Origin of the sequence: Escherichia albertii (assembly GCF_028622335.1) — a bacterium.
GTDB classification, from domain to species: domain Bacteria; phylum Pseudomonadota; class Gammaproteobacteria; order Enterobacterales; family Enterobacteriaceae; genus Escherichia; species Escherichia albertii.
This window is the reverse complement of sequence record NZ_CP117568.1, coordinates 2,192,622-2,218,018: the sequence shown is the minus strand read 5'-3', so window position 1 is coordinate 2,218,018 and position 25,397 is coordinate 2,192,622. Positions and strand designations below refer to the sequence as shown.

Sequence of the window (25,397 nt, the reverse complement as noted above, 5' to 3'; positions counted from 1 at the left end):
AAATTTCCTTTTGATTAAATATTTACAATATATTTGGCCAGGGATTGTTTTCAGCCAAATACCGTGTTGCAGAAAGTCGGCAAATAATTAAAACCCTGTCACCTTTATTAAAAGTTTTCCCTTCTTCGGGCTCCAGCAATAAATAGTGAATTTGACCGAATTGATCGGTGAGTTTTCCTTCACAGGGCGTTCCAGATGTTGCCTGATGACCGGTAATTAACGCCATGCTGCCAATATATTCTTCTTCTGTGATGGCAGAGCTATGATCGCGAGGAAGCCATGGCGCGATCACCTTACCAATATAATGAACGGCAATAGTGGCAAGCAGCAAGCTCACAGGAACAACGAACAGGTTCGTGAGCGGAGTTTGACAAACCATGATGCAGACATGTTGCAGGAGAATGCCAATGAGACCGAAAAAACTGGCCAACAGACAGAGGACGACGAGAGCTGGCAATCTTCCAATATGGAGATAATGAAGCGCCTGGCTAATATTACCTGTGGTGATGGAATCATAATGATCAAGATGTGCATCAATAGCGCCGGAGAGCATATGACCACAGATGATGGCAATAATTTCCAGCAGACCAATTAACAGTACAAAGGAAATAGCAAAGAGGTACGGGGTGTTGTAATCGGAAAATAAAATCATATGTCACTCCGTTGTCCATTTAGTGACGCATCGTTCGTTATATTATAATTTCTTTGCTTGTATTTTACTTTTTAATAATAACATAACTTGACTAAGTTTTAAAAGGAAAAGAGTTCTAATGTTCTTTTTATTTTTCGATAAAAAATGTGATCCGAGACAATATATTTACGCACGTTATGTTTAAAGCCGCTACACTGAATGGGGAATACTGAAATCAGAAAAAGCATATGACCTTACAAGGTATGTGATAACCGGAGGATGTGCTTATGGACCATAGTCTTAATTCATTAAATAATTTTGATTTTCTGGCACGTAGTTTTGCCAGAATGCATGCAGAAGGCCGTCCGGTCGATATTCTGGCCATCACCGGTAACATGGATGAAGAACATCGAACCTGGTTTTGCGCCCGCTATACCTGGTATTGCCAACAGATGATGCAGACCAGAGAACTGGAATTAGAACATTGATATTACGGGCCATTTGGCCCGTTTTTGTTTATTCAGACTTATCAACCGGTGGAGTCTGTTCTTCTGCTACCGGGATGCTGCGTGCTTCCAGTTCACTGAGGCGTTGTTCCAGTAACGCCAGTTTCTCACGAGTCCGCAACAGGACTTGTGTCTGCACATCGAACTCTTCGCGGCTTACCAAATCGAGGCGTGTCAGTTGTGCTTGTAGGGTCTGGCGGATTTTTTTCTCCACATCTTCCCCGAACTCCCTGATTCCTTTTGGCATTGATTCGTGAATCTGGCGAGCAATTTGTTCAATCTTTTTCGGGTCAATCATTGTTGTTTCCCTGTACTGATAGGTGTTGGATGCCATTGTAGTGCGATAAGGCTAAGGCATAAACCAGAATTATGTGAACCTATGCGTTGCCGCCGCTAATCATTAGCGTTATAGTGAATCCGCTTATTCTCAGGGCGGGGCGAAATTCCCCACCGGCGGTAAATCAACACAGTTGAAAGCCCGCGAGCGCTTTGAGTGTGAACTCAGAGGACAGCAGATCCGGTGTAATTCCGGGGCCGACGGTTAAAGTCCGGATGGGAGAGAGTAACGATTCTGCCGGGCATGGACCCGCTCACGTTATTTTGGCTGCATGCCGCCACTCCTAAGACTGCCCTGATTCTGGTAACCATAATTTTAGTGAGGTTTTTTTACCATGAATCAGACGCTACTTTCCTCTTTTGGTACGCCTTTCGAACGCGTTGAAAACGCGCTGGTTGCACTGCGTGAAGGACGCGGTGTAATGGTGCTTGATGATGAAGACCGTGAAAATGAAGGCGATATGATCTTCCCGGCAGAAACGATGACTGTAGAGCAGATGGCGCTGACCATCCGCCACGGCAGCGGTATTGTTTGCCTGTGTATCACCGAAGATCGTCGTAAACAACTTGATCTGCCGATGATGGTGGAAAATAACACCAGCGCCTACGGCACTGGTTTCACCGTGACCATTGAAGCGGCAGAAGGTGTGACGACCGGTGTTTCTGCTGCTGACCGTATTACGACCGTTCGCGCGGCGATTGCCGATGGTGCAAAACCATCAGATTTGAATCGTCCGGGTCACGTTTTCCCACTGCGTGCGCAGGCGGGCGGCGTACTGACACGTGGCGGTCATACGGAAGCCACCATTGATCTGATGACGCTGGCTGGGTTTAAACCTGCAGGTGTGCTGTGTGAACTGACTAATGATGATGGCACTATGGCTCGCGCGCCAGAGTGCATCAAGTTCGCCAATAAACACAATATGGCGCTAGTCACCATCGAAGATTTGGTGGCGTATCGTCAGGCGCATGAGCGTAAAGCTAGCTGATAGCGTAAAATCAAAAATGCCGGAGTTTATCCGGCATTTTGCTGTTTAGTTATAGTTAACTTTTACAATAAGGTCTTTTTGAAAAGGACCGTAATTAAGGCTTTCTCCAGGTTTTTGTGATAATTCAGCCTGGTAGTCACGCGTTGCCATTACGTTACCCTGACCAGGAATATAGGTTGTGAAGAGCTTATACTGGTTAAATATGATGTCTTCTTGCGTTTTTTGATCGGTAATACGCATCAACAGACCATTACCCATTTCCAGGTGTTTTTCATCATATAATGTATCTGTAGTATAGAAACTGGTCGATACATCAAATTGCTCGCTACAATCGGCGGCGACATCTTTAATAGTGGAGACGCTAAATGCTGCTTTGGGCGGGAAGGTGGCGATGGTGTTGGCCGCGATTTGTCCAAAGTTTACGATTTGGCTCTCTGGGGATATACGCACATCAACGCTGCAATCAAGGAATGAGATATTATTTAATCCTGTAATAACATAACGCAAGTTTTGGGCTCCAGATGACAGATTAGCGCCGCCTTCGCCGTCAAATTGTAGTACATTTACATCGCCAAAATTCCATGTCTGATCTGTCGTGGGGCGTGATTTGAATTTCACATATACGCGAAAGCGAGCGTTAAACGTGACATTTTTTTGTAATGTTGTGCCGTTACAAACAGGGTCGTGATAGATACCGGAATAAAGTTGCTCATATTTATCCAGACAGGCAAACGTATCAATTCCTACATCGCTGTTTTCATAGTCAACACCGTTATAGGTTACACCGAATGTCAGGTAGGGGTTGTTTAAAACGTCAGCACTATTTATTGCGGGCATCTTAATCCAGGCATAAACATCTTCTGTCGGATTACCCTGAGTCCAGCCTGGCGCATTGTCACAATAAACCGTAACGTTGATATCGCCACTTTCCCAAATTTTTTGATTTGGTTGGGCATTTTCTGGAATTCTAAAGGCCGCTAATTCACCTATAATTCTGGTATTACCGCCATGATTGTTCTGATAGCAATCTACGGCATAAGCCGAAATGTTAAAAAAAAGGCACAGAATTGCCAGTAGTCGAAACAACTTAATCATATTTTCCCCTTCCTGGCGGGTGTGCTTTGGCAGAGAGACTGGATGGAGTTACATTCCACTTTAAACATCTCCAGCCCGCCATAATCGCCAACAAACCCTACCAGAAAAGTGGCTGGCAGGTTACTCAGATGAGATGTCGCAGAGGCAAACGGTGCGACCATAATACTGTCTGCTCCAGGCATTAACGTTTTACCGTTAGTACCGATATAACCGACAGTGATGTGGTAAGGCGTGGGATTGTTCAGTGTCAATCCCGCAGTTGTTCGGGTTACCGTCATTTTATGCACGGGGACTATCTCACCGTCTTTTAACTCAATTGCTTTTGGTCTCCAGAACAGTTTCAGGCGACTCTGCATCGCTATTTGCATTACGTTCTGTTCTTTTGCACGCGGTGGTATTTCTCGTACGTTAAAATAGAACAACGTTTCTCGGTCCTGCGGTAAGTTGCTAAGCGATGCCAGCGCCATCAGACGAATTTGCACCTGTTCGTCTGGTTCAATTCGTTCCATCGGCGGTAGTGTCGAAATATAATCACGCGTTTTTTTACCGCTGGCATCTTCAATCCAGGATTGCGCAAGATAGGGTTCGGTTTTGCTTTGATTGATCAGGCGAACCGTAGCACTTTTATTCGACGCATTAAATATAATGCGAGTTCTATCAGGAGAGACGGTTGCCTGAGCAAAATGACTTATACTCAACAAACAAATCATTCCTGTTACGATTAATGGCGATTTCATCATATTCATCCTGAATTAATTGACCATTTTACAAGGTAAAATAATGGCGCTTTCGCTGATGTTGCTCTGATTAGGCGGCGTAACTTCACAGGTGGTGTTACCCTAGGTTAAACGCAGGGTACTGTTTTCTTGAATACCGCTGAGGTACACGAAGCCATCTTCTGCAACCAACCCCACATCTTTACCGGAGGTTTTATCTGTAACGCTGATCCCCAGTGGAGGGAAGTGGCCATTTTCCATACGGATTATGCCAACGATTTGATAACCCGTAGTCGCATTCAGTTTCGCGTAACCAATCGCCCCCTGGGTGAGAGTGGTGCTAATAACGGAATTTTCAACATCAACGCCTTCTGGCAAATCGTTATTGTTTACGCGTAGCATGGCTGTGGTGTAGTTCGATAAAGAAGGTACAACAGCCACGCCCATCCCGTTGGTGACAGTACGGTTCGAATTTATTTCAACGCCAGCGATACCGTTGGTATCAACCATCATACGAGCGTTATCGCCATAGCTATAATCGTGAAGCGCAACGCCGTGACGTGTAGCCGTTAGTGAACCATACCAACCCGCAGTGACCGAGTTATACTGATTTGGCTGCACGCTACCGTTAATATTCATGCGACCCCAGGGTGAATAGTGTTGGTAGCTGCCGCGAAGTGTCGGCTCACCGTCGCGGATATTATCGTCCGTTGCTGAAGCAGAAATATTCCAGATATTGTTGCGATCTGATGAGTCATACCAGGAGACCATCTGCGAGGTATTGCTGCCCCCAGTGCGTTGCATACTGTAGGAAATATTTCGGCTTTGCTGTAATGGCAGGGAGAAAGAGAAGTAATACTGATTCTCTTTGTCATCATCCCAATGAATTCGGCTTATCGCCAGTGATGCGGATATTCCTCTAAAATCGCCAATATCAAAGTTTTTACTCACAGAGAGTGAGTAGTTGGTATTACTTTTTCGATCCCAATAAGTGTCGCGTGTTACGTTGAGGTAAGAGTTTAATTCCAGCGCATCGAAGTATTGGTTCAGAGAAATAACATAGCTTTCTTTTTCGTTATCGATTGATTCATCACCATTGCGTGAGGAGAGATATTCGCTCATTGAGACGTAATCTTTATCAGAGAAGCGATAACCGGCAAAGGTAATCTGGCTACCTGTTGATTCGAAATGTTTTGCATAGTTAAATCGGTAGCTGTATCCGCGTAGATTGTCACTATTTTGTTGCTGCAGCGAGGCTTCAGCTCCGGTGACATCGAAAGAGAGCGAACCCAATTGATTAAGGTTAAAGCCAATACCCATGGTCACAGCTTGATAATCGTCCGCTGTGAACATGCCCCCGCCATAGAGCGACACATTATTCAACCAACCCCATGAGGCTTCAGCCGTCCAGAAGAAGGGGTTGTTGATATCGTTATGTCCGACAGACGTTGGTTTCCCCAATGACGTTTTATAGCGTATTTGCCCTTTACGCGTTAAATAAGGGATCGAGGCTGTACCGACTTGAAAAGTATTAGTGCGACCATCCTCCTCTTCTACCGTGACATCCAGCTGCCCCTGAAATGACTGGCCTAAATCTGAAATGGTAAATGGACCCGGTGCGACGGTGGTTTGGTAAAGTATACGACCATTTTGCGCCACTGTGACTTTGGCGTTAGTTTGCGTAATACCCGTAATTTGCGGGGCGTAGCCCTGTAAGTCTGGCGGCAACATCGTTTCGTCACTTTCTAAGGATGCACCAGTAAAATGGAAGGTATCGTAGAGATTAGAGCTGAGATCATATTGCCCTGTGGTGAATTTTGACGACCATGCGGGAATTGGACGATACAAATATGTACGTGCCAGTTCGCTGTCGTGATTTACAGAACGGCCATCGGCAAAATTCTGGTTATATTGATAATCGCTTCGTAACCGCCATGCGCCGAGGTTAAACCCTAATGTACCGTAAGAACTGATGTTCTGGGTGCTATCTCCGTGATGGGGAGCATACTGACTGGCATACAGATTGTAATCGAGAATGAGTCCAGCGATGCCTTCGTCCCAGAATTCAGGAGGCGTCCAGTTTTTTGCCTGATATTTTAACCAGGCTTGTGGAACGCTGAGCGATAACACCATGGTGGATTTATCGAGGCGAGTTATTAACTCATTTTTTTGACTTAAATCGAGGCATTCAGTGCCAGCAGGTGTTTGCAGTGATGAAATAAAGTCCATACTCAGGCCAAAGCTGGTTAAATGTTCTTTGGTCAGGCAAAGTAATGAGCCACTTTCAGTATCAGCTTTTACCCACTCCAGCATTGACGCTTGAGGCAGCATATTTTTATTTATTTGCACCCGAACGAGATATTTCCCCGGTGTGATATAACCTTTTTTCTCAAAACGGGAAATATCGATATTCCCACGATCTTCGACGTCAATCATATCAACGTTAAATTCAACTGCTTGCGTTGGTAGAACTAATAATAGTGAATATATAACGCCAGAAAGGGCATTTTTAATTGAAAGGGATAAACTATCCCGGTTAAACGTGTTTTTATGTTTCATAAAAATCCATTTTTTAAAAAAACCGAATTGGCCGATAATATTTAATCGGCTTTACTACCTGGCGTTATGTTTTGACTAAATGACGATTATTTGTAATCGAGAACGTAGTTTGCTTGTGCCTGGACGTTGCCTGTTGTTGCTGTCTTCGTTGGTGACTCCATGCGAGCTTTGAAATTCAGCTCCTGATAAGCGTTCGTTGTCGGGAAGTTGATAACGATAGGCGTACCCAAAGTGACATTGGTGTTGTCAGATTTCACCAGACGCACGCCTACGTTGGTCGCGCCACCGATGTTGCCTTCGAGAGTGTTTTTCAGGAGGCTGGAATCATTTGCGTCGACACTGGCAGAACTGAAGGTGATTTTTACCTTATCAACGGTGTTAGCACCATCAGACAGAATACAATCCTGTAAATGAACGGTAACATCAACAGGTAAAGATTTTTGTCCATTGTTTAATACTTTATTAGCCACTTCACCGAGGTTAATGGTCTGATCTTCATCACCAGGGGCAATTGAGCATGGCGCATCGATAACTTCACCCTTGAAAGTGATTTTACCGGAGCCCTGATTAGGGTCGTCTGCCAGTACATTAAAAGCAACGCCTGATAATAGTGCAGTTGCAACAACAGACAGGAGCATTTTTTTAGACATGAATATAACCTTTGCTAAATTAAATATTGTAAGTATGCATGGGATAACATATATTTTGTGTCTATGTTTCCCTGTTTACAAACATAACATGCTGAAATGATTTTCAGCTTGTTATATTTACTAAATTTAATTTTTAGGGAAACTTAAAAAATATTGTTGGTGAATAAGTTTGCTCGTAAAAACATCATTTTGTGGTGCTATTAAGCAAATCTATTCGCTGTAATTATTGATTTTTGGATATAATATTCAAAAAAAGATTTTTGCTATACCTTTTGTGCTGTTCATTTTTTTTTGCAAAAAAGCCAGGAACGATAAATAGACGAGTTTATTCAGGCCGCCATAATCCGCAGAATGATATTCTTTAACTGCTTTATATATTCTATTTCCACGTGCATGATTAATTCTGATGTTAATATTTTTATAAATATCTCAATTATATTAGGTGTGTAGCTAAGATTTAGCTTTGTTTGATTGTATGATCAAAATCATATACATCTTTGGATATTTTGTGGTTATATGAATATATCGAATGGCGTGGATATTTTTTGTAATATCACAACGTTGGGAATGTTAATGAGAAGGTTAAAAGGATGTATATTTCCTGGTACTGGATTGTATTGATTGCTCTGGTTGTGGTGGGATATTTTCTGCATTTGAAACGTTATTGTCGGGCGTTTCGCCAGGACAGAGACGCTCTGCTGGAGGCGCGGAACAAATACTTAAACAGTGCGAGAGAAGAGACAGCAGAAAAATTGAAATAGGACTTTAGTGAAGCCAGCAGATGTTGTCCATATGCTGGACAACATCTGGCGTTGTTTTCAGCCGATTCCCGCCGTTTGTAGCAGCACCAGGCTGAAGCCCATTACAGACATCCCGCACAGTACGCCGTAGCTGGGGTTATTATTGGGATCGATCTCTTTGGCCAGCGGCATTAATTCGTCGACAGAAAGCGCGACCATAATTCCGGCGACTGCCGCCATAATTGCTGCCATAACGACTGGTGATATCATGCTGCCGAGGATCAACCACGCCAGAATGCCGCCGAGAATTTCCGCCAGCCCAGAAATACCCGCCCACAGAATCGCCGTTCGTTTCGAGCCCGTTGCCGCGTAAACTGGACCCGCCACCGCCAGACCTTCAGGAATATTGTGTAATGCGACGGCCAGAGCGATGCCAAAGCCCAGCTCCAGGTTGCTGCTTGCCGTCACAAAGGTGGCGATCCCTTCCGGGAAGTTATGCAGGCTGATGCCCAGGGTCAATAAAATAGCGGTGCGTTTGATCGATTTTGGCAACGGTTGCACCGATTTTTGCATTAAATCTTGTGGATGGGCATGGGGTAACATACGGTCCAGACCAAAATAGCCCAGCAGACCGAAGATAAACATCCCATACCCCAATACCGGTGACATTCCTTCGGCGGCTAATGCGGCGGGGAGCATTTCCATCAACGAGATAAGTAGCATAATTCCCGCCGCAAACCCCAGCGAAAACGCCAGTAATCTGTTCGAGGGTTTTTGCCCAAGAACGCCGAGAAACGCGCCAATAAATGTGGCTGCCCCCGCCAGTATGGTCAGAATGAGAGGTACTGACATCGACAACTCCTTATAAACCTTCGCCTTCAGGCAGATCTTCAAAATAACTGATGATGATCATCATTGTTATCCGGGTTCTTACTCCGTCGAACAAGCGTATTGTGAGGATATCAAAATGACACCTTTAGTTAAGGATATCATCATGTCTTCAATACGTATGCCAGCATTGTTTTTAGGTCACGGTAGCCCGATGAATGTGCTGGAAGATAATCTGTATACCCGTAGCTGGCAGACGTTGGGGATGACATTGCCACGTCCGAAAGCGATTGTCGTGGTTTCCGCGCACTGGTTTACCCGAGGTATGGGGGTTACTGCGATGGAAGCACCGCCTACTATTCATGACTTTGGCGGCTTTCCTCAGGCGCTTTATGACACTCATTACCCTGCTCCCGGATCGCCTGCACTGGCGCAGCGACTGGTCGAACTGTTAGCTCCTGTTCCAGTGACGCTTGATAAAGAAGCCTGGGGTTTTGATCACGGTTCCTGGGGCGTGCTGATTAAGATGTATCCAGACGCAGATATTCCAATGGTGCAGTTGAGTATCGATAGCACCAAACCTGCGGCCTGGCATTTTGAGATGGGGCGTAAACTGGCGGCGTTGCGCGACGAAGGAATCATGTTGATCGCCAGCGGCAACGTTGTGCACAATCTGCGCACAGTCAAATGGCATGGCGATAGTTCGCCATATCCGTGGGCGATGTCGTTCAATGAATATGTGAAAGCTAATCTGGCGTGGCAAGGCCCGATAGAGCAGCATCCATTAATCAATTATCTTGACCATGATGGGGGCGCTTTGTCGAATCCGACGCCAGAACATTTTCTGCCGCTGCTTTATATTTTAGGGGCATGGAATGGCCGGGAATCGATAACAGTCCCTGTTGATGGCATTGAGATGGGGAGTTTAAGTATGCTGTCGGTGCAGATAGGCTAATAAAATAACCCGAAGCCAGAATGACTGGCCTCGGGTATTGCTGAGTTACCCTTTGACGATTTTAAGCGCCCATGCGCCACTCATAATGACCAGCAGCACCAGACACATTCCAAAAGCCAACATACACGCTTGCGCCATGTTCATAAAATGCCACGGCGGCAGCAGATACCAGCCTTCAGATTGTTGATACAGGTCCACAAACCACTGTTGAGTGCTGCTGAGCGAGACGCCATCGGGAACGATAGGTGCATCGTAGCCGCAATCGCCAGTAGGTTTGAACCACTCCGGCGCCCACTGTGCCAACGGTAAGTTGAAGGGGAACGTTGGATCGGTCGAGCAGCCCTGCACACCAAACAATGAATCGGGATCCGGGTTATGTACGGCATGGTGGATATCGTTCAGTTTGAACGAAAATCTGAGTCCCATAATGCTGCCGTAAAATGCCATAACGCATCCGATCAACTTCATGACGATGTTTTTCGGGTTGATCGCCGCAATCAATCCTCCAATAACCATCACGAACATGGCGAAACGGATGTAAACGCACTGTTCACATGGGGCCATGTAGAGATAGATTTGGAAGAAAGAGTGCGCCAGGATAATCAGTGCACCCATCGCTACGGCCATCAGCAACCACAAAAAGCGCTGCTCTTGCCATCTTACCAGCGTCTCCACTGGTGAAGAGCGAAGGTTTTTCCACATCCCCTTGATGAAAGCCATAGCCTGACTCCCTGTTTACTTGCTCGCTAATTCATGGATAAGCTCTGCCATAGAGTCAATGGATTTAATGTTCTTGGTGTAAATCAAGTACTTGCCATTAACAACATACGCCGGAACGCCCTGAATTTTTGCGACATCATAGGCTGCTTTCCATTTTTCCAGTGTTTCTTGCACCGCAGGTTCTTTGAGTGCTGTTTCAAAATCTGCCTGGCTCATCCCGGCAGCATCCAGACCCGTTTTGATAAAAGCAGCCGGATCTTTACCATCAGACCAGCGCTCTTTTTTGTCGTGATAAGCAGCGTAATAGGCAAATTTGGCTTTTTTGAACTGCGAGTTTGCATCAAACAGAGAAATACCAGCCGCGTTATCTTTGTTGATTAATACTGCAAAGACTTCGCTCGCTTGTTTGCCGTATTCACCTTTGGTTTCCAGATGAAAAGGCGTGAAAGCGACGACATCTTTCACTTTTTCCGATACCGGGCCGGTAACTGCTTTATCGTATTTATAGCAGAACGGGCAGGCATAACTGAAAACTTTAATCAGCGTCTTATCCGCGTTAGGAATAGGTTTTTCCAGCACCATATAATCAGTGCCTTCAGTGAATGCACTGGCGGTAAATGAAATAGCCAATGTCGCTGTTAATAGTACGCTTTTAAATAGTGATGTAATTCCTGACTTTGACATTCTTGTTCCCTCTTAATTATTTGAACATCTCTTGTGGACGAACTAACAGCGCGCGATAGTGAGTCTGGTTGGGTTTATCAGATAACACGTCGATTTCCACTTTCACTTCTTTGGTTTTGTAATCGATTTCGTTCAACTTACCGACGGTCGGCTGGCCGACATCGAACAAATGAATAGAACCACCGAAGCCAAACATGGTGTTACGATCGGCCTGATATTCAATGATGGAGGTAATTGGGCTATAGAAATCGTAGCCGCGCTCTTTTCCGTATTCCCAGACTTGCTGAACTGTGCCTTTTTTCTCGTCTATTTTATATTCCACATAGCGAGAGTATTTCATGGTTGGTAATGCAGGTTGTTCCAGATGTCGACCATCGCCGTTATCAAAAATGGTGAGCGTCCCTTTGCTGGAAAGCCAGGCGGTATGCTGCGTGTAGGTAAAGTCGAAATCAGAGTTTTCACATACGCCATTTTCGTTACAGCTAATTGGTTTGCCATTAGCGTCAACGGGTTTCAGGAGTTTACTGGCCAGTGGTTTTTGCCATCCTTTGGACGGAGCGAGGATCCATTTCACCTGTTTGTCACGGCCGATTTTAAATACACCCTGATGGCGAGAAGAGATAATGATCGAATCATCTTTTGCATCATAGGCGATGGAGTTGACATGCGCCCAGTTACGGCCTGGACCGACGCCTAATGCATCGCCAAACGGAGTATCCGGTTCCAGTTTTGCTTGTTGTCCGGCATGAGCAAGGTCAACGTTAACGCAAACGGCGCCCGCATCCAGCGCGCCCAGAAGAGCATCACGTTTCGGATCGAGGATCTTCGTTAGATCCCATACATCAATAACGCGACCAGATTTATCCACTTCGAGGATATGATCACGAATAGTGGTGACATGGACACCGTCATCACGGCGATAATTACTCTTACCTACGCGTAGTAACACCGTTCCTTTTGGCGTCTCGATAGATTCATGGGTCGCATCGGCGAATCCGCGCGGCAATTTATGATCTTCCAGTACCTGGCCTAACATGTCGAATTCGTACCAGTGCTGGCCTTGAACTGCAGTAAAGGTACCGCGTGGCGTTTCACGGATACCCATCAGATAACCACGTTTGTTAATATTGCGGTCACGACCGTCATAGAAGGTGTCTTGATCCAGCCACCAGCGGTATTCTCCTTCGGTATCGACAATAAAGGTAAAGGGCGCGATATCAAAAGCCAGCGCTCCAGTCGCTGGACCGGCATCAAGGATACCGGCGTTTTTATCTTTCTCGCCATGCCAGTGGAGATCGGAACCTTGCGCGGTAAATGTATGGGTATTAACCAGATAAAGGCGATCTTCAAAACCGGGAGCGACTTTAATGACTTTGGTCTGCTGTAGATCGGAGATGGAGCGGTTATCCATATATTGGTTTACGATGGATGACGTCTGCACAACGTAATCATCCTTCATGGCTTTACCGTTTTCTTTCCATTCGACCGTCACTTTGTTGGCGAATTTCTGATAAAGACCAAAAATTGGTACGCCGTCGTAAGTTTTCAGTGATTCCTGGCCCACTTTATAAGTAATAGGCACACCTTTTTCGCCCTTACCGTGAACCGTTACTTTAACGTCAGAAATCACGTGACTATCTAAATTCACGACTGCCGTCAGCGGTGCATTACCGTAAGGATCGACAACAATGGAGCCTAATTGCCCGGCAGGAGGCGCGGGTTTAAAACCTGCCGCCATGACGTTGCTGACAGAGAACCCCAGAGTTAATGCCACAGCCCCTGCAACCAGCGTTTTTCTATATGAAACAAACATGGATATATCTCCTTATATAAATAAAATATATAATACTGATAAATATCTACTGTTAAGATGACGCTTAATAATTTGTTAGGTGAATAAGATAGGGCCATTTATTCGTCAGAAAAGGAAAATAACACAGGGTTAAATATATTTGTTTTATGGCTGGTGGTTCTTTTTTATTATTTTTGATAGTAGGGTGATTGTATATTCCGAACAATAAATAATGTCCTGCAATGTGATCGTGGCGACATTTTTATTTAATACAACAATGGCTAATTTTATTTTCGTGTTGAGATCTGTTCTATGATAAATCATAGAGTTAGATTAAAAAATCAGGCGAGTTTTTGTGGTAATAAAAAGAAAGAGAAAATGAACGGGTAATGTTAAATATAAGTGAGATATATGTAGAATATATTGAAGAGATAGAGGACGTTAAGTAGCGTTGCCCGGATGTGCCAGGCAACGTTCAGTATATTTACTCTACAAAGATATGCGGATAAAAACGTGACATATCCTGGGTGATCAACGCGCGGTCTTCGCGAATGCCAATTCCGGCAGGTTGATCGTTTACCAGCCAACTGCCAATCAACATATAGCTGTCGCCAAATTTCGGTAACGGATGGAATTGTTGAACAATCATCCCTTCTTCGCCATATGGACCTTCAGCCGCTTCAATGGTTTTACCGTTCTCAATGATCGACACGTTTGCGCCTTCACGTGAGAAGATCGGTTTAACAACATATTTTTCCATTTGCGGATGATCGTCCTCCGCAAAATAAGCCGGCAACAGATTCGGGTGATTCGGGAACATCTCCCACAATAGCGGCAGAAGCGCCTTGTTGGAGATAATGCTCTTCCATGCCGGTTCCAGCCAGCGTACGCCAGCATCTTCCAGTTTGGTGGAGAACATTTCGCGCAACATAAATTCCCACGGATATAGCTTGAACAGATTCGCAATCACCTGATCCTGCAAATCCGTAAACTGACCTTTTTCACCTAAACCGATATCGTCGATGTACAGGAACTCGGTGGCGATTTCAGCTTCGTTAGCGCAATCCTGCAAATATTGAATGGTGCCGCGATCTTCCTCCGTATCCCGACAGCAGGTGAGATGCAGCAACTGGAAGCCGTATTGCTCTCGCAGCTCCACAAAACGGTCAATCAGCTTCTCTTGTAGACTGTTAAATTGATCGCTGTTTTCCGGCAAATTACCGGCATTGAGCTGATCTTCCAGCCAGATCCACTGAAAGAACGCTGCTTCATACAATGAAGTTGGCGTATCGGCGTTATTTTCCAGAAGCTTAGGTTCGCCTGTGCCGTCCCACGCCAGATCAAGACGCGAATAAAGCGATGGCTGGTGAGTCAGCCAGGACTGACGCACAAAACTCCAGGTATGTTTCGGTATGCGGAATTTGGTCATCAGCTCATCGCTGGCGATCACTTTTTCTACCACTTTCAGGCACATCTGGTGCAGTTCGGCGGTGACTTCTTCCAGCTTTTCAACCTGGGCGAGAGTGAGCTTGTAGTAAGCATCTTCACACCAGTAAGGCTCGCCATACATAGTGTGAAAATTGAAACCGTATTCGTGGGCTTTTTCGCGCCAGTCCGGGCGCTCGGTAATACTGACTCTTTCCATCGGTATCAGCCACCCATTGAACGTGATGAAGTGCCTGTTGCGCTACGCTGCATGGCGCTTTGTTTAGCAACGGATTCACCAAAGCCGCCGCGGGTAACAGTGGTAGTGGTCGCCGGTTTCGGCGCCATTGCCGTCTTCGGTACGCTCATGGTGCGGCCTGGTTGGGCAGCGCCATAGTTTTTACCGGTCGCGTCGGTATATTTACCGTAAGCCGGGCTGGCTGGGTTCTTCGAGGTAAACAGCGGTTGTTGTGCAAAGCCCGCGCCGCCGCCCATCAGACGCCCCATCATGTAACCTGCCATCAGCGGCATCCAGAAACTACCGCTGGATTGCTGGGCTTGCGCCTGATTTTCAGGCGCCATTCCTGCCTGAGCAGGCGCCTGCTGGCACTGACCTTCGCCAAATTCGGCAACGCAGTCTTCACGGGTGGCGTATTTTGGCGCGGTACGTTCTGCTTCTTTCAACGCATTGTTATACGCGGTGGTGCATTCTGCGCTCTTGCCAGGATTTGCGGCTGAACAATCATCAGCATTTTGATACAGAGAAACAGTTTCATCGCTCTTTTCACAGCCTGCCAGCATAAAAACAGTGGCGACAGCGAGAGCGACAGGCGTCAGGTGGCGTGCGCTCCAGTTTTTGCGGAACGATGCGTGGCGTATGGATTTTGTCCGTTTCATTTTTGTCTTCCGGGACCAGTGGTAAATATCCATCAGAATAGAGGATGGCTGGTCGAAATTGAAGCGAGAAGGGGGAAGAATGCGGCAGATAACCTGTATCTTTACGTTGCCTTACGTTCAGACGGGGCCGAAGCCCCGTCATCATCATCAGTTACGGAAAGGATTTTTTCCGGTGCTGGTATTGGTGCGTACTGACGCTGGTTGAACGACTGGCGCCGGACTATCTGGAGTATAGCCGTCAGCAATAGCGTTTTGTTCCGGCGTTTGCGGCGCAACGTTTTCCGGGTTAGTGGAAACCGGTTTGCTCAGCGCATTGTTCAGCGCCAGCAGATCCTGCTCGTTCAACGTACCCAGAGCTGACTTAATATTCAACTGGTTAATCAGATAGTTATAACGGGCATTCGCCAGTTCCTGCTTGGCGTTGTACAGCGTAGTGGTCGCATCCAGCACGTCAACAATGGTACGCGTACCGACCGAGTAGCCCGCTTCCATCGCGTCTAAAGAGCTTTGGGCGGAAACCACGGCTTGTTTGTAGGCGTTAATGCTACTGATAGATGCATTAATGTTGTTGAAGGAGGAACGTACGGTTTGCACGACGCTACGATGTGCGCTTTCCAGTTGTTCACTGGCGCCCACAAAGTTGTACTGCGCCTGTTTCACCTGCGAGTTAACCATCCCGCCCTGATAAATCGGCAGCGAGAAACTCAGGCCGACTTTGTTCTGGCCCATATTACTGTCGTCATACTGAGCGCTGTTTGCGCCGCGGGTTTTTGAACCACTGTAAGAGGTGTCAGAAATCCCGGTAGAGGCGGTTAAATTCAGCGTCGGCAAGTGACCATCCTGCGCCTGGCGAATCTGTTCGCGTGCCAGATCCTGGCTCAAACGCGCCTGCAATAGCGTCAGGTTGCGTTTTTCGGCCTCTTTCAGCAGTGTGTTAACCGGTTGAGGTTTGTCGGTTTTAAAGTTTTCGACATTCAGGGCCGCCAGTTCTGGGTAGTAATTACCGGTGATCTGACGTAACTGTTCAACGGCGTTATCGAGATTGTTACGAGCCGTTACTTCGTTCGCCAGCACGGTATCGTATTGTGCGCGGGCGTTCTGTACGTCGGTAATAGCAACCAGACCCACGTTAAAACGTTGGGTCGTTTGATCTAACTGACGGTAGATCGCTTCTTTCTGTGCCTGGGTGTAGGAAAGAACGTCAATAGCATTCAACACGTTGAAATACGCAGTCGCGGTGTTGAGGATCAAGGCTTGTTGATCGGTCTGGTAAGTGACGTCCTGAATACCGGCCGCTTTTTCCTGCAAGGTCAGCGCACGCCATTTCGACATATCGAAGATGGATTGGGTCAACTGTAGTGACGCGCTGGTTGCGTTAGAGTTAATGCCGTTCGCGTCGCGGTAGCCGTTGCTATAGGTGTAATCTGCACCTAAACCTAACTGTGGCAGTAATGGGCTACGCGCTTCATTAATTTTTTCAAATGCAGCATCACGATCGGCGGCAGACTTACGCAATTCCGGGTTACTAAGGCGTGCTTGCTGATAAACTTGCATCAGGTTCTCGGCCTGGCTCAATGTACTGAACCCAGAAAGGCTCAGGCCGATAAGAATGGGGAGCAATTTCTTCATTTGCATTCCTTGTGGTGAAGCAGTATTTAGCGCTGATCAAACTGTAAAATTATTGCGGATTCTAGCAGAAGCCGCCACCGTAAAAGGTTGGCGTTACGTGCCATAGGGCGTTAATGTGCCTCAATTTAACACATGACTGCTCAAACGGCAGTCAAACGTCGCTGAAATTCACATTTTATTCACTTTTAATGCCAGGGTATTAACCATGCTTAAGCCAGACAACCCGCCCGTTACATTTGGCAAAAACGATGTAGAAATTATTGCACGAGAAACACTTTATCGCGGCTTTTTTTCATTAGATCTTTATAGGTTTCGTCATCGTCTATTCAACGGGCAAATGAGTCATGAGGTTCGGCGGGAAATTTTTGAGCGCGGTCACGCCGCAGTCTTGCTACCCTTTGACCCTGTGCGCGATGAAGTTGTGCTGATTGAACAGATTCGGATTGCCGCGTATGACACCAGCGAAACGCCCTGGCTGCTGGAAATGGTTGCCGGGATGATTGAAGAGGGTGAAAGTGTGGAAGATGTCGCCCGCCGGGAAGCGGTTGAGGAGGCGGGAGTGATAGTCAAACGGACCAAACCGGTGTTAAGTTTCCTGGCAAGCCCAGGCGGCACGAGTGAGCGCTCATCAATTATGGTGGGGGAAGTGGATGCCACGACCGCAAACGGGATCCACGGTCTGGCTGATGAAAACGAAGATATTCGGGTTCATGTGGTAAGCCGGGAACAGGCATACCAGTGGGTAGAAGAGGGGAAAATCGACAACGCAGCGTCGGTCATCGCTTTGCAATGGCTGCAGTTGCATCATCAAGCGTTAAAAAATGAGTGGACATAAATGAAGCGTTACACACCTGACTTTCCTGAAATGATGCGTCTGTGCGAGATGAATTTTTCGCAATTGCGCCGTTTGTTGCCGCGCAATGACGCACCCGGCGAAACTGTAAGCTATCAGGTGGCGAACGCACAATATCGGCTAACGATTGTGGAATCGACCCGATACACTACCCTGGTGACAATTGAACAGACTGCTCCGGCGATCAGTTACTGGAGTCTTCCGTCAATGACAGTGCGTCTGTATCATGATGCGATGGTGGCTGAAGTGTGTTCAAGTCAGCAGATTTTTCGCTTTAAAGCGCGGTATGATTATCCGAATAAAAAGTTGCATCAACGCGACGAAAAGCATCAAATTAACCAGTTTTTAGCGGACTGGTTGCGATACTGTTTAGCACATGGAGCGATGGCGATTCCGGTTTATTAGCGTCGTGAAACCTAAGGACACCATTTGGAAAGCCTGTTAACCCTTCCTCTGGCTGGTGAGGCCAGAGTCAGGATTTTACAAATTACCGACACTCACCTGTTTGCGCAAAAGCACGAAGCCCTGTTGGGGGTAAACACCTGGGAAAGCTACCAGGCGGTGCTGGAGGCGATTCGCCCACACCAGCACGAATTCGACCTGATTGTTGCGACAGGTGATTTAGCGCAGGATCAAACGGCGGCGGCCTATCTGCATTTTGCGGAAGGCATCGCAAGTTTTCGTGCGCCTTGCGTCTGGTTGCCTGGCAACCATGATTTCCAGCCTGCGATGTATAGCGCGTTACAAGATGCGGGGATCTCTCCGGCGAAACGCGTGTTTATCGGTGAACAGTGGCAAATTTTGTTGCTGGATAGCCAGGTGTTTGGCGTGCCGCATGGCGAGTTGAGCGAGTTTCAGCTTGAGTGGCTGGAACGTAAACTGGCCGATGCGCCAGAACGCCATACCTTGCTGTTACTGCATCATCATCCGCTGCCTGCGGGTTGTCGCTGGCTTGACCAACACAGTTTGCGTAACGCAGGCGAACTGGACAACGTGCTGGCGAAGTTTCCGCACGTCAAATATCTGTTGTGCGGACATATCCATCAGGAACTGGATCTCGACTGGAATGGTCGTCGTTTGCTGGCAACGCCGTCGACCTGCGTGCAGTTTAAACCGCACTGTTCCAACTTCACCCTGGACACCATCGCGCCAGGCTGGCGTACGCTGGAATTACATGCCGATGGCACGCTGACTACCGAAGTGCACCGTCTGGCGGATACCCGTTTTCAACCTGATACCGCTTCAGAAGGCTACTGATGTTTACGCTACTCTATTTACACGGTTTCAACAGCTCGCCGCGTTCAGCGAAAGCGAGTTTGTTAAAAAACTGGCTGGCGGAACATCACCCTGACGTTGAGATGATTATTCCGCAGTTACCGCCGTATCCTTCCGATGCGGCAGAACTGCTGGAGTCAATCGTTCTTGAGCATGGCGGTGATTCGTTGGGTATTGTCGGTTCGTCACTGGGCGGCTATTACGCTACCTGGTTGTCGCAATGTTTTATGCTGCCGGCTGTGGTGGTTAACCCGGCAGTCCGTCCGTTTGAGCTGCTGACGGACTATCTCGGTCAGAACGAGAACCCCTACACCGGGCAGCAATATGTGCTAGAGTCACGCCATATTTACGATCTTAAAGTCATGCAGATTGACCCGCTGGAAGCGCCGGATTTGATTTGGTTGCTGCAACAGACGGGAGATGAAGTGCTGGATTACCGTCAGGCGGTAGCGTATTACGCTTCCTGCCGCCAGACTGTCATAGAAGGCGGCAACCACGCATTCACGGGCTTCGAAGATTATTTCAACCCGATCGTCGATTTTCTTGGTCTGCACCATCTCTGACGATCAACTCGAATTGCTAACTTAAACCATGACGCAAACTTATAACGCTGATGCCATTGAGGTACTCACCGGGCTTGAGCCGGTTCGCCGCCGCCCGGGGATGTATACCGATACCACTCGCCCTAACCATTTGGGGCAAGAAGTTATTGATAACAGTGTGGATGAAGCACTGGCCGGCCACGCCAAACGCGTGGACGTTATTTTACATGCTGACCAGTCGCTGGAAGTGATTGACGATGGCCGCGGGATGCCGGTTGATATTCACCCGGAAGAGGGCGTGCCGGCGGTCGAACTGATTCTTTGCCGTCTTCACGCAGGGGGTAAATTCTCTAATAAAAACTACCAGTTCTCTGGCGGTTTGCACGGCGTAGGGATCTCGGTAGTTAACGCTTTGTCTAAACGCGTAGAAGTCAATGTGCGCCGCGATGGTCAGATCTATAACATTGCCTTTGAAAATGGTGAAAAGGTACAGGATCTGCAGGTTGTCGGTACTTGCGGTAAACGTAATACCGGCACCAGCGTGCACTTCTGGCCAGATGAAACCTTCTTTGACAGTCCACGCTTTTCTGTTTCGCGCCTGACACATGTGCTGAAAGCCAAAGCAGTGTTGTGTCCTGGTGTTGAGATCACTTTTAAAGATGAGATCAACAATACCGAACAACGCTGGTGCTATCAGGATGGTCTGAACGATTACCTGGCGGAGGCCGTAAATGGCTTACCGACGCTGCCGGAAAAACCGTTTATCGGTAATTTTAATGGTGAAACGGAGGCCGTAGACTGGGCGCTGCTGTGGTTGCCGGAAGGTGGCGAACTGCTGACTGAAAGCTATGTTAACCTGATCCCTACTATGCAGGGCGGTACGCACGTTAACGGCCTGCGTCAGGGCCTGCTGGATGCGATGCGTGAATTTTGCGAATACCGCAATATTCTGCCGCGCGGCGTGAAGCTGTCGGCAGAAGATATCTGGGATCGCTGCGCATATGTGCTGTCAGTAAAAATGCAGGATCCGCAGTTTGCAGGACAGACGAAAGAGCGTCTCTCTTCTCGTCAGTGTGCGGCATTTGTTTCTGGCGTGGTGAAAGATGCGTTCACTCTGTGGCTGAACCAGAACGTTCAGGCGGCTGAACTGCTGGCGGAAATGGCGATAGCCAGCGCCCAGCGTCGTATGCGCGCTGCGAAGAAGGTTGTACGTAAAAAACTCACCAGTGGTCCGGCGTTGCCTGGCAAACTGGCTGATTGTACCGCGCAGGATCTTAACCGTACCGAACTGTTCCTCGTGGAAGGTGACTCCGCAGGTGGATCCGCCAAGCAGGCGCGCGATCGGGAATATCAGGCGATCATGCCGCTGAAAGGTAAGATCCTTAACACCTGGGAGGTCTCTTCCGATGAAGTGCTGGCCTCGCAGGAAGTGCACGATATTTCGGTGGCGATCGGTATCGATCCTGACAGCGACGATCTTAGCCAGTTGCGTTACGGCAAGATCTGTATTCTGGCGGATGCGGACTCTGATGGCCTGCACATTGCCACGCTGCTCTGTGCGCTGTTTGTAAAACACTTCCGCACGCTGGTGAAACACGGTCACGTTTACGTCGCTCTGCCACCGTTGTATCGAATCGATCTGGGCAAGGAAGTTTATTACGCCCTGACGGAAGAAGAAAAAGAGGGTGTGCTCGAGCAATTAAAACGCAAAAAAGGCAAGCCAAATGTCCAGCGTTTTAAAGGTCTCGGGGAAATGAACCCGATGCAATTGCGTGAGACAACGCTTGATCCGAACACTCGCCGTCTGGTGCAGTTAACTATCAGCGATGAAGACGATCAGCGTACTGATGCGGTAATGGATATGCTGCTGGCGAAAAAACGCGCGGAAGATCGCCGTAACTGGTTGCAAGAGAAAGGCGACATGGCGGAGATTGAGGTTTAAAAGAAAGAACATTGCCCGGTCAGGATGGCCGGGCAAACAAGGCAGGGTTAAATCCCCGGCTGCAGGATGCGAATATTCATCTCCAGCACGTCGCCTTTTACGGCTTCGCTGTATGCTTTCATGTGCGGGGTTTGTAGATGCGCTTCAAGGTGCGCGATGCTTTCCCACTGCTCAATCATCACAATAGAATCTGGCGCCATAGACTGGAAACTCACGCCAGCAGCGCAATCCACCATCGGCGCATAGCCGTGGCAACCTTCTTCTTTCAGTACAGTTGGAACGATTTTAGCAAACTGATCCAATACTGCCTGACGGTGATGTTGACCAGGACGAGTACGGATTTCTGCGATTACTGTAATCATGGTTAACTCCTTCTAAAGCCAGAGCTCTAGTTAACCAAAAATTTCCACAAGATGCTTGCGATATTCTTCAGTATAGCGGGGAACATCAGGCATTTTTATCACGTCATTAGCGATAAATGTCGGCAGCGGTTCCATACCGAGGAATTGGTTTGCTTTATGGAACGGCAGATACACACCGTCAACGCCAACGCCGTGGAAGAACTGATCTTTTTCGGTGAAAGCTTCCATTGGTGCGTTCCAGGTCAGGGACAGCATATATTTTTTACCCTGTACCAGGCCGCCAGAACCGTATTTTTTCGACGGATCTTTACGAGTACGTCCATCGCTGGCATACAGCGTCCCGTGACCTTCGGTGAACACATCATCAATGTATTTTTTCACTGTCCACGGCGCACCCATCCACCAGCCTGGCATCTGCCAGATCACCACATCAGCCCAGAGAAAGTTTTGAACTTCGGCTTTTACATCGTAGTCGCTGTCGGCGCGAACGATGCGGACATCATGCCCGAGGTTGCGCAGCGTACCATCCGCAACTTCGGTCAGGGTGTCGTTCAGTTGGCCATTGGAGTGGGCGAATTTCTTTGCACCGTTGATAATCAGAATGTTGCTCATTTTTTATCCTCAAGGAGAGACGTTTGCCGACAATAGTACGTCACAGAGCGGTGCGGTGAAATTAGCAAAATGTGCAAAGTCTTTTGCGAATTTAGCAAAAGTCTTACCGCTACCAGCTCACTTTTACCTCAAATCCACCTTGTTCTGCGTTCCCAAACGCAACATTCATGCCATGTAATTTGGCGATTCGTTGGACAATCGACAGCCCAAGCCCACTGCCGGTGGCGGTTTGTCCTGGTGGACGATAGAAACGTTCACCAATTCGCGCCAGCGCCTCTGACGTCACGCCGGGGCCGTTGTCTCTGACGATGAAATTATCGGCATTCAGGGTGACATCCACTACGCTACCTTGTGGACTGTAGCGCACGGCATTATCCAGCAGATTTCGTACCAGCAAACTTAGTAATAGCGGCTGTCCGGTACGTTTGATGTCATGTGCGTTGAGTGTCAGCCGGACGTCAATTTTCGCCTGTTGCGCTGTGTGGTAAATATCCATCACTGATGATTGCAGGAGGTCTTCAAGCGGGATTTCCGCGACATCCTGCAGATTATCCAGCGAGTCAAGCCGTGACAGAGTCAGCAGCTGATCAACCAGTCGGGTCGCGCGATCAATCCCTGAGTGTAATTGCACAAAGGCTTTTTTTAGCGCCTGCGGATCATCATCAGAAAGCTGTGCAACTTCGGTTTGTACTTTCAGCGCCGTTAACGGACTACGCAGTTCGTGGGCCGCATCGGAGGTAAAGCGTCGCTCACGAACCATCATTGCATGCGTACGGGCGAACAGTTGATTCAGCGACTCGACCAGCGGACGTACTTCGCTGGGTACGCCGGTAGCGTTAAGCGGTTTTTCCGAGTCGGGATCACGCATACGTAGCGCCAGCGCCAGTTTGTTTAGCGGTGAAAGTTCGCGACTCAGTAGTACCATCATGATAATTAACATAATGGGCAGTGCGACAAGCCAGGGAATCAGTTGCCCGGTGACAATCGCCAGCGCCATATCTTCGCGGTATTCCCACTCCTGACCAACCACAATACGGTATTTTCCATCAGGGGAGGTCATCCAGATAAAGCGCCATGGATCTTTATCGCCCACCAGTTGCCCGTTAGTAAATCCTTCACGTTGATAGCTGTAGGGAATGTCCTCCCCGTTATCACCGTCGTTGAGGACCATTTTGCCGTCATGGGTAAAGATGGCGAAAGTTAGCGCGTCGTCATCTATATGGCCGTGTTTGAATTTATCCGGTGTTCTTGCCATACGATCTGCTGCATGGATTTCGTTAAGATCGAGCGTACTTAACCGTTTGGCAAACAGCATAAGCTGAGTATCGAACAATTCATCGACATTATCTGTCGTTTGTTTCCAGGCAACAAAACTGGAGATAATCCAGGTCAGCAAGGCCAAAATTAGAAAGATCAGCGTCAGCCTGACCCGCAGACTAAGGCGTTGGGTAAATTTCATTTCTCACCTAATGTGTAGCCAATACCGTGAACGGTACGAATGAAGTCGCTGCCGAGCTTGCGTCGCAGATGATGCACATGTACTTCGACGGCATTACTGGTGACTTCTTCGTCCCAGGTATACAGTTTTTCTTCGATGAGTTTGCGTGGTAATACCCGCCCGACGTTACGCATTAGCAGTTCCAGCAGGGCAAATTCTTTGGGTTTGAGTGTTAAAGATTCGCCTGCCAGAGTGGCGATTCGTTTACCCGGATCGAGCATTACATTACCGTGGCGCAGCTCGTTGCTGGCCAGGCCGTTGGTGCGACGCATCAGAGCTTCCAGTCTGGCGGCAACTTCTATCAACGCAAAAGGTTTACACAGATAATCGTCGGCTCCCAGACGCAAACCTTCCACGCGTTCGGCCAGCGCGTCTCGCGCGGTGAGGATCAGTACTGGTTCACGCTGGCCTTTATTCCGCCACTCGCGCAAAATATCGCGACCATCCATTCCTGGTAAGGTTAGATCCAGAATCACCGCGTCATAAGGTGCGCTATAAAGCGCCTCTTTACCCTGACGACCTTCTGTAAACCAGTCGACGCTAAAGCCCATCTTACTCAGGCCCGTTTTGATACCGTCGCCAATCAGCATGTCATCTTCTATCAGTAAAATTCGCATCTTTTATTCCCTGCGATATTCGTATTTGCTGCCAGTAAACCGTGTTGTAACGGGCTCTGTACAGCACTAAATTTTCTTTTTTTGCCTTAAGAAGTTGTTAAGGACTATCTTGTTAAATGCCCGGAAACAGACATGAAAGGGAGTAATAAGCATGAAAAAATTTGCAGCAGCAATCGCAGTAATGGCCCTGTGCAGCGCACCGGTTATGGCAGCAGAGCAGGGGGGATTTTCTGGCCCAACGGCAACGCAGAGTCAGGCCGGTGGATTCCAGGGGCCGAACGGTAGTGTAACGACCGTAGAAAGCGCAAAATCAATGCGTGACGATACCTGGGTAACCCTGCGCGGAAATATTGTTGAACGTATTTCTGACGATCTCTATCTGTTTAAAGATGCCAGCGGCACCATCAATGTGGATATCGACCACAAACGCTGGAGAGGTGTGACGGTTACGCCGAAAGATACCGTTGAGATTCAGGGCGAAGTCGATAAAGACTGGAACTCCGTTGAGATTGACGTTAAAGAGATCCGCAAAGTTAATCCATAA

General features: G+C 47.8%; 26 protein-coding genes, 1 pseudogene and 1 riboswitch. Of the genes and pseudogenes, 10 read left to right on the top strand and 17 right to left on the bottom strand.

Annotation, left to right across the window (positions count from 1 at the left end; all coding sequences use genetic code 11):
- Positions 1–22: 22 nt before the first annotated feature.
- Positions 23–652 carry an OB-fold-containig protein gene (locus PS053_RS10730; protein ID WP_000600173.1) on the bottom strand — a complete coding sequence of 210 codons (630 nt, stop codon included), beginning with the start codon at positions 650–652 and terminating at the stop codon, positions 23–25.
- 266 nt (positions 653–918) lie between these two features.
- Here PS053_RS10730 and glgS point away from each other — a divergent pair, with 266 nt between their 5' ends.
- Positions 919–1,119: a cell surface composition regulator GlgS gene (gene glgS, locus PS053_RS10725; RefSeq protein ID WP_000350094.1), complete on the top strand. Its 201-nt coding sequence runs from the start codon at positions 919–921 to the stop codon at positions 1,117–1,119.
- 28 nt (positions 1,120–1,147) lie between these two features.
- On the opposite strand, the gene ubiK is transcribed toward glgS, so the two are convergent.
- Positions 1,148–1,435 carry a ubiquinone biosynthesis accessory factor UbiK gene (gene ubiK / locus PS053_RS10720; RefSeq protein ID WP_000566822.1) on the bottom strand — a complete coding sequence of 96 codons (288 nt, stop codon included), beginning with the start codon at positions 1,433–1,435 and terminating at the stop codon, positions 1,148–1,150.
- Between the two features lie 121 nt (positions 1,436–1,556).
- A riboswitch (FMN riboswitch) is annotated at positions 1,557–1,705 on the top strand.
- 103 nt (positions 1,706–1,808) lie between these two features.
- On the opposite strand from ubiK, the gene ribB reads away from it, so the two are divergent.
- A complete protein-coding gene (gene ribB, locus PS053_RS10715; protein WP_001077007.1) occupies positions 1,809–2,462 on the top strand; it encodes a 3,4-dihydroxy-2-butanone-4-phosphate synthase in 654 nt (217 codons plus the stop codon).
- A gap of 45 nt (positions 2,463–2,507) precedes the next feature.
- Here the strand turns inward: ribB and PS053_RS10710 are convergent, their stop codons facing one another.
- The 4 genes and pseudogenes from PS053_RS10710 to PS053_RS10695 all read right to left on the bottom strand — a co-directional run bounded on the left by PS053_RS10710 (position 2,508) and on the right by PS053_RS10695 (position 7,482).
- A complete protein-coding gene (locus tag PS053_RS10710) occupies positions 2,508–3,557 on the bottom strand; it encodes a pilus assembly protein (protein WP_059218147.1) in 1,050 nt (349 codons plus the stop codon).
- On the bottom strand, positions 3,554–4,294 hold the full coding sequence (locus PS053_RS10705) for a fimbrial biogenesis chaperone (RefSeq protein WP_052583080.1): 741 nt from the start codon (positions 4,292–4,294) through the stop codon (positions 3,554–3,556). The genes PS053_RS10710 and PS053_RS10705 overlap by 4 nt, the downstream gene beginning before the upstream one ends.
- A gap of 15 nt (positions 4,295–4,309) precedes the next feature.
- Positions 4,310–6,832, bottom strand: a pseudogene (locus PS053_RS10700) (fimbria/pilus outer membrane usher protein).
- Between the two features lie 86 nt (positions 6,833–6,918).
- On the bottom strand, positions 6,919–7,482 hold the full coding sequence (locus PS053_RS10695) for a fimbrial-like protein (protein ID WP_044712660.1): 564 nt from the start codon (positions 7,480–7,482) through the stop codon (positions 6,919–6,921).
- A gap of 590 nt (positions 7,483–8,072) precedes the next feature.
- Here PS053_RS10695 and yqiD point away from each other — a divergent pair.
- Entirely contained in the window at positions 8,073–8,243 is a 171-nt protein-coding gene (gene yqiD / locus PS053_RS10690) for a protein YqiD (protein WP_000275977.1), read from the top strand.
- 57 nt (positions 8,244–8,300) lie between these two features.
- On the opposite strand, the gene zupT is transcribed toward yqiD, so the two are convergent.
- The gene (gene zupT / locus PS053_RS10685; RefSeq protein WP_000115865.1) at positions 8,301–9,074 is read right to left on the bottom strand and encodes a zinc transporter ZupT; all 774 of its coding nucleotides are present in this window, start codon (positions 9,072–9,074) and stop codon (positions 8,301–8,303) included.
- A 142-nt stretch (positions 9,075–9,216) separates the two neighbouring features.
- Here zupT and ygiD point away from each other — a divergent pair, with 142 nt between their 5' ends.
- Entirely contained in the window at positions 9,217–10,005 is a 789-nt protein-coding gene (gene ygiD, locus PS053_RS10680; protein WP_010339056.1) for a 4,5-DOPA-extradiol-dioxygenase, read from the top strand.
- 45 nt (positions 10,006–10,050) lie between these two features.
- On the opposite strand, the gene dsbI is transcribed toward ygiD, so the two are convergent.
- From dsbI to tolC, 6 genes are all read right to left on the bottom strand, one after another.
- Positions 10,051–10,725 carry a protein-disulfide oxidoreductase DsbI gene (gene dsbI, locus PS053_RS10675; RefSeq protein ID WP_000874114.1) on the bottom strand — a complete coding sequence of 225 codons (675 nt, stop codon included), beginning with the start codon at positions 10,723–10,725 and terminating at the stop codon, positions 10,051–10,053.
- A gap of 15 nt (positions 10,726–10,740) precedes the next feature.
- On the bottom strand, positions 10,741–11,409 hold the full coding sequence (locus PS053_RS10670) for a thiol:disulfide interchange protein DsbA/DsbL (protein WP_000045426.1): 669 nt from the start codon (positions 11,407–11,409) through the stop codon (positions 10,741–10,743).
- Between the two features lie 16 nt (positions 11,410–11,425).
- A complete protein-coding gene (locus PS053_RS10665; protein ID WP_000498158.1) occupies positions 11,426–13,222 on the bottom strand; it encodes an aryl-sulfate sulfotransferase in 1,797 nt (598 codons plus the stop codon).
- A gap of 463 nt (positions 13,223–13,685) precedes the next feature.
- Positions 13,686–14,846: a glutathionylspermidine synthase family protein gene (locus PS053_RS10660; protein ID WP_000442872.1), complete on the bottom strand. Its 1,161-nt coding sequence runs from the start codon at positions 14,844–14,846 to the stop codon at positions 13,686–13,688.
- Between the two features lie 5 nt (positions 14,847–14,851).
- Positions 14,852–15,523 carry a DUF1190 family protein gene (locus PS053_RS10655; protein ID WP_000831547.1) on the bottom strand — a complete coding sequence of 224 codons (672 nt, stop codon included), beginning with the start codon at positions 15,521–15,523 and terminating at the stop codon, positions 14,852–14,854.
- Positions 15,524–15,670: 147 nt separating this feature from the next.
- Positions 15,671–17,152, bottom strand: a complete 1,482-nt coding sequence (gene tolC / locus PS053_RS10650) for an outer membrane channel protein TolC (RefSeq protein ID WP_000735296.1) — start codon at positions 17,150–17,152, stop codon at positions 15,671–15,673.
- A 205-nt stretch (positions 17,153–17,357) separates the two neighbouring features.
- On the opposite strand from tolC, the gene nudF reads away from it, so the two are divergent.
- Genes nudF through parE form a run of 5 tightly spaced genes read left to right on the top strand, consistent with a single transcriptional unit; the run spans position 17,358 to position 21,764 of the window.
- On the top strand, positions 17,358–17,987 hold the full coding sequence (gene nudF / locus PS053_RS10645; RefSeq protein ID WP_000917132.1) for an ADP-ribose diphosphatase: 630 nt from the start codon (positions 17,358–17,360) through the stop codon (positions 17,985–17,987).
- Positions 17,988–18,410 (top strand): DUF1249 family protein, encoded by a 423-nt coding sequence (locus PS053_RS10640; protein ID WP_000833393.1) that lies wholly within the window; start codon positions 17,988–17,990, stop codon positions 18,408–18,410.
- A gap of 24 nt (positions 18,411–18,434) precedes the next feature.
- A complete protein-coding gene (cpdA, locus tag PS053_RS10635; RefSeq protein WP_000444759.1) occupies positions 18,435–19,262 on the top strand; it encodes a 3',5'-cyclic-AMP phosphodiesterase in 828 nt (275 codons plus the stop codon).
- Positions 19,262–19,843 carry an esterase YqiA gene (gene yqiA, locus PS053_RS10630; protein ID WP_000494578.1) on the top strand — a complete coding sequence of 194 codons (582 nt, stop codon included), beginning with the start codon at positions 19,262–19,264 and terminating at the stop codon, positions 19,841–19,843. Before cpdA ends, yqiA begins: the two co-directional genes overlap by 1 nt.
- A 28-nt stretch (positions 19,844–19,871) precedes the next feature.
- Entirely contained in the window at positions 19,872–21,764 is a 1,893-nt protein-coding gene (gene parE, locus PS053_RS10625; protein ID WP_000195278.1) for a DNA topoisomerase IV subunit B, read from the top strand.
- Between the two features lie 47 nt (positions 21,765–21,811).
- Here parE and PS053_RS10620 read toward each other — a convergent pair whose 3' ends face one another.
- From PS053_RS10620 to qseB, 4 genes are all read right to left on the bottom strand, one after another.
- Positions 21,812–22,126 (bottom strand): putative quinol monooxygenase, encoded by a 315-nt coding sequence (locus PS053_RS10620; protein ID WP_000633737.1) that lies wholly within the window; start codon positions 22,124–22,126, stop codon positions 21,812–21,814.
- A 30-nt stretch (positions 22,127–22,156) separates the two neighbouring features.
- On the bottom strand, positions 22,157–22,738 hold the full coding sequence (mdaB, locus tag PS053_RS10615) for an NADPH:quinone oxidoreductase MdaB (protein ID WP_032226298.1): 582 nt from the start codon (positions 22,736–22,738) through the stop codon (positions 22,157–22,159).
- Positions 22,739–22,847: 109 nt separating this feature from the next.
- The gene (gene qseC, locus PS053_RS10610) at positions 22,848–24,197 is read right to left on the bottom strand and encodes a quorum sensing histidine kinase QseC (protein WP_000673335.1); all 1,350 of its coding nucleotides are present in this window, start codon (positions 24,195–24,197) and stop codon (positions 22,848–22,850) included.
- Positions 24,194–24,853 (bottom strand): quorum sensing response regulator transcription factor QseB, encoded by a 660-nt coding sequence (qseB, locus tag PS053_RS10605; RefSeq protein ID WP_001221484.1) that lies wholly within the window; start codon positions 24,851–24,853, stop codon positions 24,194–24,196. The genes qseC and qseB overlap by 4 nt, the downstream gene beginning before the upstream one ends.
- Before the next feature lie 151 nt (positions 24,854–25,004).
- Here qseB and ygiW point away from each other — a divergent pair, with 151 nt between their 5' ends.
- Entirely contained in the window at positions 25,005–25,397 is a 393-nt protein-coding gene (gene ygiW / locus PS053_RS10600) for an OB fold stress tolerance protein YgiW (RefSeq protein ID WP_000712651.1), read from the top strand.

Coding starts and splice junctions, on each gene's coding strand:
- PS053_RS10665 (WP_000498158.1), bottom strand. CDS start 13,222: ATGTTTGTTTCATATAGAAAAACGCTGGTTGCAGGGGCTGTGGCATTA.
- qseB (WP_001221484.1), bottom strand. CDS start 24,853: ATGCGAATTTTACTGATAGAAGATGACATGCTGATTGGCGACGGTATC.
- PS053_RS10620 (WP_000633737.1), bottom strand. CDS start 22,126: ATGATTACAGTAATCGCAGAAATCCGTACTCGTCCTGGTCAACATCAC.
- PS053_RS10705 (WP_052583080.1), bottom strand. CDS start 4,294: ATGAAATCGCCATTAATCGTAACAGGAATGATTTGTTTGTTGAGTATA.
- zupT (WP_000115865.1), bottom strand. CDS start 9,074: ATGTCAGTACCTCTCATTCTGACCATACTGGCGGGGGCAGCCACATTT.
- yqiD (WP_000275977.1), top strand. CDS start 8,073: ATGTATATTTCCTGGTACTGGATTGTATTGATTGCTCTGGTTGTGGTG.
- PS053_RS10640 (WP_000833393.1), top strand. CDS start 17,988: ATGAAGCGTTACACACCTGACTTTCCTGAAATGATGCGTCTGTGCGAG.
- PS053_RS10670 (WP_000045426.1), bottom strand. CDS start 11,409: ATGTCAAAGTCAGGAATTACATCACTATTTAAAAGCGTACTATTAACA.
- yqiA (WP_000494578.1), top strand. CDS start 19,262: ATGTTTACGCTACTCTATTTACACGGTTTCAACAGCTCGCCGCGTTCA.
- PS053_RS10660 (WP_000442872.1), bottom strand. CDS start 14,846: ATGGAAAGAGTCAGTATTACCGAGCGCCCGGACTGGCGCGAAAAAGCC.
- ygiW (WP_000712651.1), top strand. CDS start 25,005: ATGAAAAAATTTGCAGCAGCAATCGCAGTAATGGCCCTGTGCAGCGCA.
- parE (WP_000195278.1), top strand. CDS start 19,872: ATGACGCAAACTTATAACGCTGATGCCATTGAGGTACTCACCGGGCTT.
- ygiD (WP_010339056.1), top strand. CDS start 9,217: ATGTCTTCAATACGTATGCCAGCATTGTTTTTAGGTCACGGTAGCCCG.
- PS053_RS10710 (WP_059218147.1), bottom strand. CDS start 3,557: ATGATTAAGTTGTTTCGACTACTGGCAATTCTGTGCCTTTTTTTTAAC.
- PS053_RS10655 (WP_000831547.1), bottom strand. CDS start 15,523: ATGAAACGGACAAAATCCATACGCCACGCATCGTTCCGCAAAAACTGG.
- mdaB (WP_032226298.1), bottom strand. CDS start 22,738: ATGAGCAACATTCTGATTATCAACGGTGCAAAGAAATTCGCCCACTCC.
- glgS (WP_000350094.1), top strand. CDS start 919: ATGGACCATAGTCTTAATTCATTAAATAATTTTGATTTTCTGGCACGT.
- ubiK (WP_000566822.1), bottom strand. CDS start 1,435: ATGATTGACCCGAAAAAGATTGAACAAATTGCTCGCCAGATTCACGAA.
- qseC (WP_000673335.1), bottom strand. CDS start 24,197: ATGAAATTTACCCAACGCCTTAGTCTGCGGGTCAGGCTGACGCTGATC.
- tolC (WP_000735296.1), bottom strand. CDS start 17,152: ATGAAGAAATTGCTCCCCATTCTTATCGGCCTGAGCCTTTCTGGGTTC.
- ribB (WP_001077007.1), top strand. CDS start 1,809: ATGAATCAGACGCTACTTTCCTCTTTTGGTACGCCTTTCGAACGCGTT.
- PS053_RS10730 (WP_000600173.1), bottom strand. CDS start 652: ATGATTTTATTTTCCGATTACAACACCCCGTACCTCTTTGCTATTTCC.
- dsbI (WP_000874114.1), bottom strand. CDS start 10,725: ATGGCTTTCATCAAGGGGATGTGGAAAAACCTTCGCTCTTCACCAGTG.
- nudF (WP_000917132.1), top strand. CDS start 17,358: ATGCTTAAGCCAGACAACCCGCCCGTTACATTTGGCAAAAACGATGTA.
- PS053_RS10695 (WP_044712660.1), bottom strand. CDS start 7,482: ATGTCTAAAAAAATGCTCCTGTCTGTTGTTGCAACTGCACTATTATCA.